This is a genomic window from Opitutus sp. sgz309028 (assembly GCF_059821195.1).
Genome location: NZ_JCAMRR010000001.1, coordinates 995,337 through 1,009,724, shown reverse-complemented (window position 1 = coordinate 1,009,724; position 14,388 = coordinate 995,337). Strand labels below are relative to the sequence as shown.

Here is a 14,388-nt window from a genome sequence, read left to right as displayed (position 1 = left end):
CGGCGAAATAGGGCAGACCCTTGCAGCAGCGTCGGAAGAAAAACCGGCCCAGGGCTGCCAAACGGAACTATGGGACCGGGGCGCCGGTCGGCTCAGCGCTTCTTGGGCTTCGCGGCGTCCGCGAGCTGGGCCTGGACGTCCGCCAGCTTCGCCTGCAAGTCGGCGACGCGGGTTTTCGCGTCATCGCCTTCGCGCCGCGCCTGGTTCACGAGCACCTTGGTGTCGGCCAGTTCCTTGTTGATTTTGGCGCATTCGGTTTCGGCGCGGTTGGCCTGATCGCGAGCCGCGGCGGCGCGCGTCTCGGCGTGCTCCAACTCGTTCTGCAGGTTAGCGATCGTCGTCTTGCTGTCCTCCCACATCTTCTGGACTCGCGCCGTCTCCGCGCGCGATTCCGCGAGCTGGGCCTGGAGTTTTTTCTGCTCCACGCTCGTCTGATCGTAATCCTGCCGGAGCGCCGTCGACGAGGTGCGCAGGTCCGTGAGCTGAGTCTGAAGCTGATCGATTTGCGTTTGGCTGTCGCGCAGCCGCGCGTCGGCATCGGCCGTCCGGGCATTGGCCGCGTTGATGCGGTTGGCGAATACGAAGATCACCAGGAGGAGCGCCACGATGAGCACTCCGATGATGATCGACGGCACTAACGAGGTCTTGCGGGGTTGAGTATAGGGGTCACTCATGGCGGCCGAAGTGTAGCGCCGGATCGGGCCGCCGTATATGGAAACCATCGGGCGATGGCCCGTAAACAGAAGGGCTTATGTGAAGAATTTACTTCGTTGGAAGCGCCACACCGAAAACGTCATCACGAGGGCTGCCATCGCGAGCAAGACGCCCGCTTTCGGCAAAATTTCGAGGAGCGAACGCCCCGCCCAGAGGACGTCGGTGAAGCCTTCGACCGACCAGTAAACCAGCGTGAACTTCGCCGCGGACTGGATCGTCTCGGGCATGAAGCTGACGGGGAACCACGCGCCGCCGATCGCACTCATGGTCAGCACCAGCAAGGTGGAGATCGGATTAGCGGCGGCTTCGTTCGGCGCCAACGCAGTGACGAACAGGCCGAACGCGGAGCAGGCGGCGGCGGACGCGAGCGCGACCGCCAGCAATCCGCCGAGGTGCGACCAGAGCTCCAATCCGTAAAGCAGATCGCCGGCGACGAAGAGGACGAGGATCTGCGCGAGGCCGAGAATCATTCCAAATAGGAAACGCGCCCACAGGATGTGCGCGGGGCGGACGGGCGACGCGAGCAGGCGCTGAAACACACCGGAGTTTTTCTCCTCGAAGAACGCGGAGGCCGACGCGCTGACGGCGAAAAGGAGAAACATGATCGCGTAACCGCCGACGACCCGCGCCGCCATCGGGTTCTTCACGTCGCGCCCGGCGACCTGCTCGGTTTCGATCGCGATGAGCCGGCCGAGAAAGTCGGCGGACGAATCGCCGTCGTCGGCGGTGCTGCCGGTTTCGCCGGAGTTGCCCGATCCGGACGGAAACAGTTCGCCCGCGCCGATACGCCGCTCGAGCGCGGCTTCGTCGCCGCCGAAGTTTTGCGCGATGTTGCGCGCGAGCCCGCGGTTGAACGCCTCCAGTCGTTCCGCGCCGATCGTCCGGCGCGCGCTTTGCTGCAGCGACTGGCCGAGCAGTTCCGGCACGTGCGTGAAAATGGTTTTCTGCAGGAGACCGTTGACCGTCTGCGCCTCGATCTCGTTGCGCGGATTCGTGAGAAACACGAGCCGCAAGCCGAAGCCGTTCTCGCGGATCAGGTCGGCGGGCAGGATCAGCGCGTAGCGGTAGTCGTTGTCGTGAAGCGCGGCGCGCGCTTCGGCTTCGGTCAGCGGATGTATCGAATTGTCGGATGCGCGCGTGGTCGTGATGACCTGAAAACTGCGCTCCGCCTGCAGCGCCTCGACGAGGCGTTGTGCTGCGGGTTCGGGGCTGAGGTTGACCACGCCGATCGAAATTCCGCTCGGCCCGGTCTCGCGGCGATAAAGCCCGAAGACGTGACCGAAAAGATAGATCAGGATGATGGGAACGAGAAACGTGATCACGACGCCCGCGCGCGAGCGCCAGAACATGAGGAGATTCTTGCGAAGCAGCGTGAGCGTCGGGCGCATGGCGAAAGCTGACGGCGGAGATTATTCGCGCAGGCGACGGCCCGTGAGGTGGAGAAACACGGCCTCGAGCGTCGGCCGCTGGCTGACAAAGAGCCGCGGCGGCAGTCCGAGCGATTCGGTGAGAGCGAAGAATTGCGACAACGGATAACCTGCGCGCGGACGAAACCGATGCGTGCCGTTGCTCGACGAAACCTCGCCGTGATCGCCGAGCCGCGGCACGAGCGGCGCAGTCGTGGCGTTTTGCGGAAACGTCATCTCGTCCTCGAACGGCAACTGCGTGATCAAGTCATCGACGCTGCCGAGCGCGAGGATCCGGCCGTGATCGATGATGCCGATGCGCGAGCAGAGCCGCTCGGCTTCCTCCATGTAGTGAGTCGAATACACGATCGTGACGCCGGCGCGGTTGAGCGACTGGAGATAGTCGAAGATGGCGTTGCGCGACTGCGGATCGACGCCGACCGTCGGCTCGTCGCAGAGCAGAAATGTCGGCCGGTGCAGCAGACCCGCGACGAGGTTCAGCCGCCGCTGCATGCCCCCGGAAAACGTTTTCACGATCGAGCGGCGGCGGTCGGCGAGCTGGACGGACGTAAGGGATTCGTCGATACGCGCGCGGAGCTCGGCGCCGCGCAGGCCCTGCAGTTCCCCGAAAATCCGCAGGTTTTCTTCGGCGGTGAGCTCCGGATAGAGCGCGAGATTTTGCGGAACGAGTCCGAGCGCGCGGCGGGCGGCGTTGGCCGGGCCCGTGAGCGGGCGGCCTTGGAGCAAAACGGTGCCGGCGGTAGGCGCGCGCAGGCCGGCGGCGAGCGACATCAACGTGGATTTCCCGGCGCCGTTGGGGCCGAGCAGCCCGAAGAATTCGCCGGCGGCGATTTCGAGCGAGACCTCGTTCAGGGCGGTGATCGTCCCGAAGCGTTGGGTGACGGACTGAAGCGAGAGCATGGCGGAGACGTTCGCGCGTCCGAATATCTGCGGTTGGGAGCCGCGCGGCTCAGCCGGGCCTTTGGAAGGACGGCAGCTTCGCGCTGACGTTGGGCCAGTGGCGGTCGGGGATGATTGGGCCGAGGTGGCGCACGGTTTCGGCGCCGACGAGCGACGCGAGCGCGCCGCAGTCCGGCAGCGCCCAGTCGCGAAGAAAGCCGTAGAGGAAGCCCGCGGCCCAGGCGTCGCCGGCGCCGTTGGTATCGATCACGTCGGACACGGCGACCGGTTCGATGCGGTGCAACTCGTGATCGCGGGCGATCCACGCGCCGTCGCCGCCCATTTTCACCGCGGCGATCACGCCGTGGTCGGCGAGACGCCGCGTGAGCGTCGCGTAATCGGAGGTGTTGTCCTGAAACACGGCGCGAATCTCGTCCTCGTTGGCGAAGACGACGTCGATGCCCTTGTGAAACTGGGAGAAAAGCCAGTCGCGCGTGACGTTGATCACTTCGAACGACGCGAGATCGAGGCTGACGGTGCAACCGGCGGCGCGGGCGGACGCGAGCACGGCGTCGGCGAGGGCCTGGTTGAAGACCAGATAACCCTCGATATGCGCGTGGCGGCAGCCGGCGAAATCGGCGGGCGAGATTTCCTCGGGCGAGAGCGTCATCGCCGCCGCGAGGCAGGTGCGCATCGTGCGCTGGGCATCGGGCGTGACGAGGATGAGCGAGCGGGCGTTGGGGAGCTCGCCGCGTTTGAAGCGCGAGCCGTCGACGCCGATGGTTTCGAACGCGCGGCGGTAGGCGTCGGCGAGCGCGTCGTTGCCGAGCTTGCCGAGAAACGACGTGCGCAGGCCGAGGCGGGCGGCGTTGAAGGTGGCGTTGGCCGCGGAGCCGCCGGTGGATTGGGCCGGCACGATCTCGAGCAGCGAGAGCATGCGGTGCATCTCGTCGTGATCGACGAGCACCATGCCGCCCTTGTCGCCGCCGACCTGCGTGAGAAACGCGTCGGGCACGGGCGCCAGCAAATCCATGATCGGCGAACCGACCCCGAGAAGATCGAAGGAACTCATGATTCAGTTCGTCACCGTCAGATTCGTGGCGAGGAGCGGCTCGTCGTCGATTTCGACGAGGATGCCATAATCGCCGGGGCGCGGGAAGCTGAGGTTGATGATTTCGTTGACCAGATTGATGCGCTCGAGCGGGCTGCGGGATTCGAACGGCCGCTCGAGCAGCGGGCGCATTTCGGTGGGATCGAGGCCGAGCGAGATGCGGATCTTGTGCGAACCCGGTGAGCAATCCGTGATCGTCAGAAACCAGATCATGAACGGATGCACGAGGGGGAAGTTCGGTCCGCCGATGTTGCAGAACACGCCGAGCAACGTGTGCTTGCCCGTCGACGGATCGATGTGGACGCCGTCGCACGTGATCCAGGCAAGCAGTTGAGGCTTGGATTGCATGCGCGCAGTCGGGCGGGTTGCGCGGAGTGGCGCAACCAAATTGAAGGCGCACGGCCCGCTGCCGGCGCGCACAATTATCTGCTTGGAGATCAGGCCGCCGCGCGGTGTAACGACTGCGGGAATGGCGACTTCTCCGACCACGCTTCTCGATTCGCTGGCAGGTTATCCGCCCTGGTTCGTGGCGGCTTGTCTCACGATCGTGGCGGCAGTCGCGATCTGGGTGATCGCGAAGCTCCTGAAGTGGAGCCTGTATCTTTTGGTCGGACTCGTGCTGATCGGCGGCGCCGTGGCGACGGCGTGGCTGCTGCTGCGCGGGTGATGCGAGGCGCGGCGGATGCGGAAATAAGCGCTTCAAATTGAGCGCGAGCGGTTTCCTGCATTCCGCGGAGCGCGGGTGACGCGGTTCCGAGCTTTTTCTTGTCACCAGGAGACCCCGCCGTTTAACCCAACCCGATGAAATACATCTTCGTGACGGGCGGAGTGGTTTCGTCGCTGGGCAAAGGCCTGACGGCGGCGTCGCTGGGCGCGCTCCTGGAGCTGCGCGGGCTCACCGTCCGCATCCAGAAGTTCGATCCGTATCTCAACGTCGATCCGGGCACGATGAGTCCGTTTCAACACGGCGAGGTGTATGTGCTCGAGGATGGCGCGGAGACCGATCTCGACCTGGGCCACTACGAACGTTTCACGAGCGGCAAACTCTCGCGAATGAACAGCCTTAGCTCGGGGCAGATTTACGAGAGCGTCATTCAGAAAGAGCGCCGCGGCGATTACCTTGGCAAGACGGTGCAGGTGATCCCGCACGTCACGAACGAGATCAAGGAACGCATTTACCAGGCCGCGAAGGACGTCGATGTGTTGATCACCGAGATCGGTGGCACGACGGGCGATATCGAGGGGCTGCCGTTTCTCGAGGCGATGCGCCAGTTCGCGCTCGAGGTCGGACCGCGCGACGCGATTTTCATCCACGTCACGCTCGTGCCGTTTCTCCAGGCGGCGGGCGAATTGAAGACGAAGCCGACGCAGCAGTCGGTCGCGAAACTGCGCGAAATTGGCATTCAGCCGCACATCCTCGTCTGCCGCACGGATCATCCGCTCGACGCGGGGCTTCGCGACAAGCTCTCGATGTTCTGCAACGTGCCCGTGAAGGCGGTCATCGAGTGCGCCGACGTCGCCAACTCGATCTACGAGCTGCCGCTGGCGTTGCAGAAAGAGGGCATGGACCAGCTCGTGATGGATCTTTTCGGGCTCAAGAATCCGCCGCCGCAAAAGAACATCTGGGAACAGATCGTCCATCGCATCCTCAGCCCCGCTTACGAGGTGAAGATCGGCGTCGTTGGGAAGTATATTGAGCTGCAGGACGCGTATAAATCCGTCTACGAATCCATCACCCACGCCGGCATCGCCAACAATTGCCGCGTGAACGTCGTCCGCATCGACGCCGAAGACCTGGAGAAAAAGGGCGGCCTCTCGCTCTTGAAAGGACTCGACGGCATTCTCGTGCCGGGCGGCTTCGGCGATCGCGGCACCGAGGGCAAGATCGCGGCGGCGAAGTATGCGCGCGAAAACAAGGTTCCGTATTACGGTCTGTGTCTCGGCTTGCAGATCGCGGTGATCGAATTTTCCCGCAATGTCCTGAAACTCGAAGGCGCGAACAGCACCGAGTTCGAGGCGAGCCCGCGCCACCCCGTCATCAACATGATGGAGGAGCAGAAGAAGGTCATCGACAAGGGCGCGACGATGCGGCTCGGCAGCTACGAATGCGCGCTCACGCCGGGCACCCGCGCCGCGAAGGCCTACGGCGCCGAGAGCATCCGCGAGCGGCATCGGCATCGCTACGAGGTCAACAATGCCTACGTCGACCAGCTCAAGCGCGGCGGCATGGTCGTCAGCGGCGTGAATCCGCGCCGCAACCTCGTCGAGATCGTCGAGCTGAAGGATCACCCGTGGTTTCTCGCGGTGCAGTTTCACCCGGAATTCCAGTCGAAGCCCAACAAGGCGCATCCGCTCTTCGCGGCGTTCATCGGCGCGACGATCAAAAACAAAAAAGGCGGCGCCAAGGTGAAGGCCGCGAAGCGCTGACGCTTCACGTCCGTCAGCCGGACGGAAATTCCCGCCGGCCCGGTTCCATCGCCATGTTGTTCGATTCCAATAAACTTCTTGTCATCGCCGGACCGTGTTCGCTGGAAAACGAACGCGTTTGTCGTGCGGTCGCGGATACGCTCGCCAAGCTCCGCGACGCGCATCCGGAGCTGAATCTCGTTTTCAAAGGCTCGTTCGACAAAGCCAACCGCACCTCGCTCGCGGGCGAGCGGGGCACGGGCATGGACGAAGGCCTCGCACTGCTTGCACTGATCAAGCGCGACTACGGTTTCCCCGTCGTCACCGACGTGCACGAGCGTCAGCAGGTGCCCGCGGTCGCGACGGTGTGCGATGTCGTGCAGATCCCGGCGTTTCTGTGCCGGCAGACCGATCTGTTGCTCGCCGCCGCGGCGAGCGGGCGCGTCGTGAACGTGAAGAAAGGCCAGTTTCTCTCGCCGCAGGAGATGCAGTTCGTCACCGGCAAATTACGCGACGGAGGCGCGGCGGAAATCTGGCAGACCGAACGCGGCACGACCTTTGGTTATCAAAACCTCGTCGTCGACATGCGTTCGTTCGCGATCATGCGCGGCAACGGGTATCCGACCGTCTTCGACGCGACGCACAGCGTGCAATTGCCTGGCGCCGGCGGCGGCAAGAGCAGCGGTCAGCGCGAATTCGTGCCGCCGCTCGCGAAAGCGGCGCTCGCGGCGGGTGCGGACGGATTGTTTCTCGAGACGCATCCGGATCCGGCGAACGCGATCAGCGACGGTCCGAACATGATCCCGCTCGCGGAGTTGCCGGCGCTGCTCGGCGACTGTCTCGCGGTGTGGAAGGCTGTGCGCCGTCGTGGTTAAGCGCCCGGCGCCCTTCGCTCCGAGAACAAAAAACGCGTCGAAATCGCTCCCGTAATCGCCATCGCTTCCCTTGACCGCGGCCGGAGCGACCGCACACTCGCCGCCAATATCAGCCGCATGGAAACCTTTCTCATCGACGTCCCCGTGCCCTCCATGGGCGCGACGGTCTACGAATTGAACGTCATCGTGGTCAAGGTGCAGCCCGGCGACCGGGTGACCAAAGGCCAGCGCATCGGCGACCTCGAAAGCGACAAGTCCACCTTCGAGTTCGAAAGCCCCTGCGATGGCGTGGTGAAAACCGTGGCGGCGCAGCCGGGCCAGGTCCTGAAAACGGGCGACGTGTTCTGTCAGATGGAAACCGCCGACGAAAGCCAGCGGCATCTTTTCGCGAAGGGCGGCGTCGCCGCGGCCGCGCCCGCGGCGGCGAAACCGAAGGCGGCGCTCGTGTGGACCCCGCGTGCCACGAAGCTCGCGCAGGAAGCCGGACTCGATCCGACGACGATCACGGACATCGACGCGACCGGGCCGGGCAACCGCGTCTCCGGCGACGATGTGACCGCTTACCTCGCCAAGCGAAAAGCCTGAGCGTTGGGGCGCGGGTTCGCGCCCGATTATCGATCTTTCCAGATTTTCATGAGCGTTGCTGCTACCACCACTGTGTGCATCGCGGGCGTCGGCTATGCCGTCCCCGCGGGCATCCGCGCCAACAGCGAAATCCTCAAGGCATTTCCTCACCGCACGGAGGACGAGATGGTGCGGCTCACGGGCATCAAGGAGCGCCGCTACGCCACGGAAGGCGAAAGTGCGACGGACCTCGCCGTCATCGCGGTGCGAAACGCCCTGCGCCAGGCGGGCATGGACGCCTCGCAACTCGACGCCGTGATCATGGCGACGCTGATCCCGGATCAACCGGTGCCGTCCGCCGCCAGCGCGCTCGCGCGACGGCTGGGCGTGCCGCGGGCGCTGGCGTTCGATTTGAACGCGGCCTGCTCGGGCTGGCTTTACGCGCTCGAAGTGGGTCGGACGTTCATTGTCGGCGGCACGGCGAAGAACATCGCGGTGGTGACGGCCGAGCTGCTGTCGCGCATCACGAATCCGCAGGATCATCACACGGCATTTCTGTTCGGCGACGGCGCCGGCGCGGCGATTTTGACTGCCGGAGAAAACGGACACCGGCTGCACCGCATGGGACTTTCCGGCGATGCGGATCAGTTCGAGGCGATCCAGCGTCCGGGTGGCGGCGCGCGGATGCCGTGGCCGGACGGCGAGGGCGACGATCTCGCGCATTTTTATCTGCAGATGGACGGCGCGGCGGTGTTCAAACACGCGGTCGTCGGCTTCGCGGAGCAGATCGAGCAGACGCTGCGGCGCGAGAATCTGAAGGCGGACGACATCGCGTGGATCGTGCCGCACCAGGCGAACGAACGCATTTTGAAGGCGGTGAGCCGCCGGGTCGGCATCCCTTACGAGAAGTTCGTCGTCACGATCGCGAAATACGGCAACACGAGCGCGGCGAGCGTTTCGATGGCGCTCGGGTGGGCGGCGGAGGAAGGAATTTTCAACGACGGCGACCGCATCATCTTCTGCAGCGTCGGCGCTGGCCTGACGTTCGCCGGCGGATTGCTCGTTTGGTGAGCGGCGCTCACCCAACGAGCGGTTTTGAGTTTTGGGTTCAGAGTTTTGGGTTTCAGCCTCCGCTGCGTATTTTGATTAACCCAAAACCCAAAACCCAGAACTCGGAACCCTAAACCGGCGCGCTGCGCGCGCCGTTTTGTAGTTCGTAACTGAGGACGCTGAGCGCGTAGACGGCGGCGGTTTCGCAGCGGAGGACGAGCGGTCCGAGCGTGATGGGTTCGAAACCGGCGCTTTGGGAAAGGCTCATTTCGGCGGGAGTGAAATCGCCTTCGGGACCAATCAGCCACAACACCTCGCGAGGCGCACGGTCATGCGCGGCGCGAAACGTGGCCAGCACATCCTTCAACGATTTTGCGCCGGGATGCAGGCTGGCGATCAGCTTCAGATCGTAGCCGCGCGCCTGTTCCATGAAGGCGCTCGCTTTCTGCACGGGTGCGATCTCAGGCAGAAAGGGATTGCCGCATTGTTTCGCGGCCTCGAGCGCGGCGGTCTGCCATTTGTCTATTTTCCGGTCCGAACGTTCGGAATCGAAATGCACCTGCGTGCGTTCGCTTTCGAGCGGCACGATGCGGGCGGCGCCGATCTCGGTGGCCTTGCGCACGATCGCGTCCATGGACGAGCCTTTGGGCAACGCCTGTCCCAGCGTGATCGCATAAGACAGCGGTTTCGCCGTCTGGCGGAAACGCACCTTCAGCACGGCGGCCTGCTTGCGGTCGCTCGCTAGTTCGCAGATCCACTCGGTGCCGCGGCCGTCAAACGCCACCACCGTATCGCCGACGCGGGCGCGATTCACGGCCACGAGATGATGCGATTCGTCGGCGGAAAGAGCGATCTCGGCCGGCTCCGCCACGGCGGGAACGCAAAAAACGCGAAAATCAGGCATGTGTTCAGTGAACGTGAGCGGCGGGAACAGACAAGCCCGCCGGCGGCGCAAGCTTTCGCCCCAAAAACAGTAAGGGCGCTGGCTCATCACCAGCGCCCCTGCCGACTTTAACTACAAACTATGAACTACACTAAAAAGAACGTAACACCTAACACACATCGAGAAAGACGCGGTGAGGTCGGAAGCGTTCAAAAAAAGCGAATTCGTCGTTGAATTTATGACACGCGGTTGGCGGGCCGTTGGTTGAATGATCGAAGTGCCGCTCGCGTCGTGGCTTCGGTTTCAGGAGCGGCGCTCCTCCTCGTCGAGCTGCCGTTCGCGCCGGCGGGCAGCGAGCATTTGCTCGTGCTGCGCTTCCTCGACGCCTTCGAGGGCGAGACGTTCGAGGGCTTTCTCGGGGTCGGAGCCTTCGCGCAACGGCGTTTCGTGGCCGCTCACGCTCGGCGGGTCGCTGGGATCGCGGTTGAGACCGGCGTCCGCCTCGTTGTCCTCGGCGGTGGTGGCCGGAAGTTGCAGACCGAGCAGCTCCGCACGGGCGCGGGCGAGATCGTCGTCGGTGATTTCGGCGCCGGAGCGTCCGTCGATGGCGGCGAGTTCGCGGGCGCGGCGCTCGATGTCGGCGCGACCGACGCCGCCGGTGCCTTGGCCGTGCACAAACAGCCGTCCGGAAGTGGGATCGTTGATATTCATAAGTCTTGGCAAAAGGTTGGGTGGAAAACGAGCCGGAGCCGCAATCTACCCGGCCCGGCGGTCCGCACCATCGCGTCGAATGCCCGTGGCCGCATCGGGCCTCGAAGCGGCGGCGTATCGGAGATTTACCTACGAGCTTGCTCCCGGGAGTCGCTCGGGGGCCGGCGGTCTGGCGCCGGCGCGTCTTTCGCGTAACGTGCCGGATGCGTTCGCTCTGGAAAGGCTCGATCAGTTTCGGACTGGTGAACATCCCCGTTTCGCTTTTTCCCGCGACGCGGCGGGAGGAGCTGTCGTTTCGACTGCTGCGCGCCTCCGACTTGAGTCCGGTGAACTACAAGCGCGTGGCGCAGACCGATGGGCGCGAGGTGCCGTGGGATCAGATCGTGAAGGGCTACGAATACGAGAAGGGCAAGTTCGTGGTGCTGAAGGACGAGGACTTCAAACGCGTCGACATCGAAGCGACGCAGACGGTGGACATCATGGATTTCGTGCAGCTGTCGGAAGTGAATCCGATGTATTTCCAGAAGCCGTATTATTTGGTGCCCGACAAGGGCGGCGTGCCGGCCTATACGTTGTTGCACGACGTGCTGGCCGACACGAAGAAGGCCGGCATCGCCAAAGTCGTCATCCGCACGCGCCAGCACCTCGCGGCGGTGAAGGCCCAGGACGATGCGCTCGTCTTGGAAGTGATGCACTTTGCGGACGAGCTCGTGGACGTCGCCGAACTCAACATTCCCAGTTCGAAAAACCAACCGCGGCGGCGTGAGCTGGACATGGCGAAGGCGCTGGTCGAGCAGATGACGGAAAAGTGGGAGCCGGCGCGCTACACGGACGATTACAGTTCGGCGCTCATGGCGTTGATTCAGGACAAGATCGAGCATGGCGGCCGGACGACCACGACGGCGCCGAAGGCGCGCAAGCAGACCAAGGTCATCGATCTCGCGGCCGTGTTGCGCGAAAGCCTGGCCCAAGCCGGCGGCGGCAAGAAGAAGCCGGCGAAAGCCCCTACAGCTCGTAAAACAAAAGCGAAGAAAGCCGCCTGACGGTCGATCTCCGCCGGGGAACGGCAATACCGCCGAACAAACCGCCGCCCGGGGGGTCTGTGGCCGGACGCACCGGAAGGGTTTTCCGATTCGTCGATCGGGGAATCCCGTAAGGTTTCCTCTGAGTGTTGCCACTTACTCAAAACAGCGCATCGGGTTTTCTGACCAGCGGAGTCACCGGGAAATCTCGATTCGTCCCGCGGGCGATTCCGGAGCGGCGCTGACGATCCACCTTTTGTTTTTCATGCCCACTGCGGCTCCTGCCAAACCGATCAATGTTCTCGTGGTGGAAGATCACGAAGACGATTTCCGCTACCTGTCATTCCTGCTCGGGCGCAATGGCACGGGCAGCTACCACCTGCAATGGGCCTCGAATTTCGCGGCGGGCCAGAAGGCGATTCGCGAAGGCGGGCACGACGTGGCGCTCTTCGATTATCGTCTCGGCGGCGGCACCGGCATCGACCTGTTGAAGGAAGCGCAGGCGTGCGGCTGCGAGATGCCGATCATCCTGCTCACTGGCCATGACAGCGCGGAGGTCGACGTCGAGGCTTCCCAGGCGGGCGCCGCCGATTATCTGTGCAAAACCGGGTTGAACAGCACCGAGCTGGAGCGCGCGATCCGTTATGCGCTGCGCCAGGCCGCGATGACCGCGGCGCTGCGGCAGAGCCAGCAGCAGCTCGAGCTTTTCATGCGCAGCGTGCCGTGCGCCGTGTGCATTCGCGACGAGTCGGGTCGGCTGCTTTTTCAAAACGATCTCTTCGCCCGCTTCTTCAAGAGCGAGCACCTGCAACCGCCGGCCGGCCCGTCCTCCGCCGTCGAGTCGTGGCCGTATGCCTACGACGGGCGGCACTGGATCGTGAATTCGTTCGGGATGGTGGACACCCATGGCGAGCGCCTGCAGGGGTTCGCCGCGATCGACATCACCGCGCGCATCGAAGCGGAGGCGGAGCGCAACCGGCACGCGCAACTGCTCGCGAGCGTCATGCGCAGCCTGCCCGCCGTCGCCGGGCGGCTCGACGCCGCCGGCAAGGTCGTGGAGGTGCAGGGCACCGCCCTCGAACGCATGGGCCTCACCGCGGAGAGTCTCCTCGGCGCGAGTTTCGCCGAACGGTTTCCGCCGAGCGCGGGCCCGGTCGCCGAAGCGCTCCGCGGCGAATCCGCGAGTTTCACGCTTTCCGGCCAATCCCAAAATCGCGAGTGGCAGGTGGAATTTTTCATCACGGCCGACGCCGATCGCGCGGCGGGCGCGACGTTCTTCGGCCGCGATGTCACCGAGCGCCGGTGGCTCGAACAACGGTTGCTCACGATCAGCGACGCGGAGCAGCAACGCATCGGTGCCGATCTGCACGACGGTCTCGGCCAGCAGCTCACGGGCATGGCGTGTCTCGCCGCCGCATTGCGCGACCGGCTCAAAAAAGCGGCGCCGGACGAGGTGGAGAACGCCGACCTGATCGCCCGGCTCGCGAGCGACTCCGTCTCGCAGACGCGCGCGCTCGCTCGCGGTCTCTGTCCGGTGCAACTGGAAAAGGCCAGCTTCGCCTCCGCGATCGAGGACCTCACATATCAGGCGCAGCTGCTGCACGGCATCGACTGCCGTTTCCGCATGGAGGGCCCGCCGCCGAACTGCGCTCACCTGAGCGCCGTCCACCTTTACCGCATCACGCAGGAAGCGATTCACAACGCGGTGCGTCACGGTCACGCCCGCCAGGTTTTCGTGACGCTGACCACCCGCGACCGCGAGCACCGGCTCGTTATCCGGGACGATGGCCGGGGATTCCAGGTAGATGCACCGGGAACCGCTTCCGGCGCTGGCTTACGATTGATGAACTATAGGGCGAACATGATTGGTGGGACCTTTTCCATCGAATCTTCCCCGGAACGCGGAACACAGGTGAGCGTTCTGTTTACGACTGTCTCTTCGAAATGAAAACGATCTCCGACCCCGATACCACGGCCCCAACGGCGAACGCGACGCCGACCAAGAGTCGAATTTTTCTGGTCGATGACCATCCCATCACGCGCCAAGGCGTCGCCGTCCTGATCAACCAGGAACGCGATCTCACGGTGTGCGGTGAGGCTGACAGTGCCCCGGTTGCCATCGACATGATTCAAAAGCTCAATCCGGATGTCGCGTTGGTGGATATCACGCTGAAGACCACCAGTGGCATCGAGCTGATGAAACACCTGAAGGCGCTGCGGCCCGAGATGCCGGTGCTCATCATGTCCATGCACGATGAAAGTCTGTTTGCGGAGCGCGCGCTGCGCGCCGGCGCGAAGGGCTACATCATGAAGCACGAGGCGAGCGCGAAGATCCTCACTGCCATCCGGCGCGTGCTCTCGGGCGAGCTCTACCTCAGCGACAAGATGAAGGAGAAGATGCTCCACCGTCTCGTGAACAACCGGAAGGAAGAGGTGGTGTTCTCCATCGACACACTCAGCGACCGCGAGATGGAAGTGTTCCAACTCATCGGCAATGGTTATGGCACGCGGCAGATCGCCTCGAAGCTCAATCTCAGCGTGAAAACCATCGATTCCTACCGCGAGCACTTGAAGCTGAAGCTGCGTCTCGAGAGCGGCACCGAGCTCGTGCGGCACGCGATTCAGTGGGTGAAGAGCGAGGGGATTGTCTGACGAAATGACGGTCGCCCGGGTTTTTTCCCAGCCATCGCTGGAGCTGCGACCCGATTGGTCCGCGCTCCGCGATCCGATATCTTCTTAGCCAGAG

Annotated in this window: 15 protein-coding genes; 8 read left to right on the top strand and 7 right to left on the bottom strand. The window is 63.9% G+C overall.

The features are described from left to right. Positions 1-92 precede the first annotated feature (92 nt). The 5 genes from AC6RV7_RS03760 to AC6RV7_RS03740 form a co-directional block, all read right to left on the bottom strand. Positions 93-674: a hypothetical protein gene (locus AC6RV7_RS03760; RefSeq protein ID WP_500092567.1), complete on the bottom strand. Its 582-nt coding sequence runs from the start codon at positions 672-674 to the stop codon at positions 93-95. A gap of 75 nt (positions 675-749) precedes the next feature. Continuing rightward, entirely contained in the window at positions 750-2,102 is a 1,353-nt protein-coding gene (locus AC6RV7_RS03755; protein WP_500092566.1) for an ABC transporter permease, read from the bottom strand. Between the two features lie 21 nt (positions 2,103-2,123). Continuing rightward, complete coding sequence (locus AC6RV7_RS03750) at positions 2,124-3,041, bottom strand: ABC transporter ATP-binding protein (RefSeq protein WP_500092565.1); 918 nt, start codon at positions 3,039-3,041, stop codon at positions 2,124-2,126. A gap of 49 nt (positions 3,042-3,090) precedes the next feature. Then, entirely contained in the window at positions 3,091-4,092 is a 1,002-nt protein-coding gene (locus tag AC6RV7_RS03745) for an adenosine kinase (RefSeq protein ID WP_500092564.1), read from the bottom strand. Positions 4,093-4,095: 3 nt separating this feature from the next. Then, a complete protein-coding gene (locus AC6RV7_RS03740) occupies positions 4,096-4,479 on the bottom strand; it encodes a DUF6941 family protein (RefSeq protein ID WP_500092563.1) in 384 nt (127 codons plus the stop codon). 121 nt (positions 4,480-4,600) lie between these two features. Here AC6RV7_RS03740 and AC6RV7_RS03735 point away from each other — a divergent pair, with 121 nt between their 5' ends. The 5 genes from AC6RV7_RS03735 to AC6RV7_RS03715 all read left to right on the top strand — a co-directional run bounded on the left by AC6RV7_RS03735 (position 4,601) and on the right by AC6RV7_RS03715 (position 9,047). Continuing rightward, on the top strand, positions 4,601-4,798 hold the full coding sequence (locus AC6RV7_RS03735; protein WP_500092562.1) for a hypothetical protein: 198 nt from the start codon (positions 4,601-4,603) through the stop codon (positions 4,796-4,798). Positions 4,799-4,932: 134 nt separating this feature from the next. Further along, complete coding sequence (gene pyrG / locus AC6RV7_RS03730; protein ID WP_500092561.1) at positions 4,933-6,558, top strand: CTP synthase; 1,626 nt, start codon at positions 4,933-4,935, stop codon at positions 6,556-6,558. A 53-nt stretch (positions 6,559-6,611) separates the two neighbouring features. Then, on the top strand, positions 6,612-7,412 hold the full coding sequence (gene kdsA / locus AC6RV7_RS03725; RefSeq protein ID WP_500092560.1) for a 3-deoxy-8-phosphooctulonate synthase: 801 nt from the start codon (positions 6,612-6,614) through the stop codon (positions 7,410-7,412). Positions 7,413-7,529: 117 nt separating this feature from the next. Continuing rightward, on the top strand, positions 7,530-7,997 hold the full coding sequence (locus tag AC6RV7_RS03720) for a biotin/lipoyl-containing protein (RefSeq protein WP_500092559.1): 468 nt from the start codon (positions 7,530-7,532) through the stop codon (positions 7,995-7,997). 48 nt (positions 7,998-8,045) lie between these two features. After that, positions 8,046-9,047: a 3-oxoacyl-ACP synthase III family protein gene (locus AC6RV7_RS03715; protein WP_500092558.1), complete on the top strand. Its 1,002-nt coding sequence runs from the start codon at positions 8,046-8,048 to the stop codon at positions 9,045-9,047. Positions 9,048-9,156: 109 nt separating this feature from the next. Here AC6RV7_RS03715 and AC6RV7_RS03710 read toward each other — a convergent pair whose 3' ends face one another. Next, entirely contained in the window at positions 9,157-9,930 is a 774-nt protein-coding gene (locus AC6RV7_RS03710; RefSeq protein ID WP_500092557.1) for a 16S rRNA (uracil(1498)-N(3))-methyltransferase, read from the bottom strand. A 282-nt stretch (positions 9,931-10,212) separates the two neighbouring features. Beyond that, a complete protein-coding gene (locus AC6RV7_RS03705; RefSeq protein ID WP_500092556.1) occupies positions 10,213-10,620 on the bottom strand; it encodes a hypothetical protein in 408 nt (135 codons plus the stop codon). A gap of 203 nt (positions 10,621-10,823) precedes the next feature. On the opposite strand from AC6RV7_RS03705, the gene ku reads away from it, so the two are divergent. From ku to AC6RV7_RS03690, 3 genes are all read left to right on the top strand, one after another. Continuing rightward, positions 10,824-11,663 (top strand): non-homologous end joining protein Ku, encoded by an 840-nt coding sequence (ku, locus tag AC6RV7_RS03700; RefSeq protein WP_500092555.1) that lies wholly within the window; start codon positions 10,824-10,826, stop codon positions 11,661-11,663. Positions 11,664-11,907: 244 nt separating this feature from the next. Further along, positions 11,908-13,590, top strand: a complete 1,683-nt coding sequence (locus AC6RV7_RS03695; RefSeq protein WP_500092554.1) for a hybrid sensor histidine kinase/response regulator — start codon at positions 11,908-11,910, stop codon at positions 13,588-13,590. Continuing rightward, entirely contained in the window at positions 13,587-14,294 is a 708-nt protein-coding gene (locus AC6RV7_RS03690) for a response regulator transcription factor (protein WP_500092553.1), read from the top strand. The genes AC6RV7_RS03695 and AC6RV7_RS03690 overlap by 4 nt, the downstream gene beginning before the upstream one ends. The last annotated feature ends 94 nt before the right edge of the window (positions 14,295-14,388 follow it).

Bases quoted from the DNA above. Each gene is read 5' to 3' on its own strand.
- AC6RV7_RS03720 (WP_500092559.1), top strand. From the start codon at position 7,530: ATGGAAACCTTTCTCATCGACGTCCCCGTGCCCTCCATGGGCGCGACG.
- AC6RV7_RS03745 (WP_500092564.1), bottom strand. From the start codon at position 4,092: ATGAGTTCCTTCGATCTTCTCGGGGTCGGTTCGCCGATCATGGATTTG.
- AC6RV7_RS03740 (WP_500092563.1), bottom strand. From the start codon at position 4,479: ATGCAATCCAAGCCTCAACTGCTTGCCTGGATCACGTGCGACGGCGTC.
- AC6RV7_RS03705 (WP_500092556.1), bottom strand. From the start codon at position 10,620: ATGAATATCAACGATCCCACTTCCGGACGGCTGTTTGTGCACGGCCAA.
- ku (WP_500092555.1), top strand. From the start codon at position 10,824: ATGCGTTCGCTCTGGAAAGGCTCGATCAGTTTCGGACTGGTGAACATC.
- AC6RV7_RS03750 (WP_500092565.1), bottom strand. From the start codon at position 3,041: ATGCTCTCGCTTCAGTCCGTCACCCAACGCTTCGGGACGATCACCGCC.
- AC6RV7_RS03715 (WP_500092558.1), top strand. From the start codon at position 8,046: ATGAGCGTTGCTGCTACCACCACTGTGTGCATCGCGGGCGTCGGCTAT.
- AC6RV7_RS03760 (WP_500092567.1), bottom strand. From the start codon at position 674: ATGAGTGACCCCTATACTCAACCCCGCAAGACCTCGTTAGTGCCGTCG.
- AC6RV7_RS03710 (WP_500092557.1), bottom strand. From the start codon at position 9,930: ATGCCTGATTTTCGCGTTTTTTGCGTTCCCGCCGTGGCGGAGCCGGCC.
- AC6RV7_RS03695 (WP_500092554.1), top strand. From the start codon at position 11,908: ATGCCCACTGCGGCTCCTGCCAAACCGATCAATGTTCTCGTGGTGGAA.
- kdsA (WP_500092560.1), top strand. From the start codon at position 6,612: ATGTTGTTCGATTCCAATAAACTTCTTGTCATCGCCGGACCGTGTTCG.
- AC6RV7_RS03755 (WP_500092566.1), bottom strand. From the start codon at position 2,102: ATGCGCCCGACGCTCACGCTGCTTCGCAAGAATCTCCTCATGTTCTGG.
- AC6RV7_RS03690 (WP_500092553.1), top strand. From the start codon at position 13,587: ATGAAAACGATCTCCGACCCCGATACCACGGCCCCAACGGCGAACGCG.
- pyrG (WP_500092561.1), top strand. From the start codon at position 4,933: ATGAAATACATCTTCGTGACGGGCGGAGTGGTTTCGTCGCTGGGCAAA.
- AC6RV7_RS03735 (WP_500092562.1), top strand. From the start codon at position 4,601: ATGGCGACTTCTCCGACCACGCTTCTCGATTCGCTGGCAGGTTATCCG.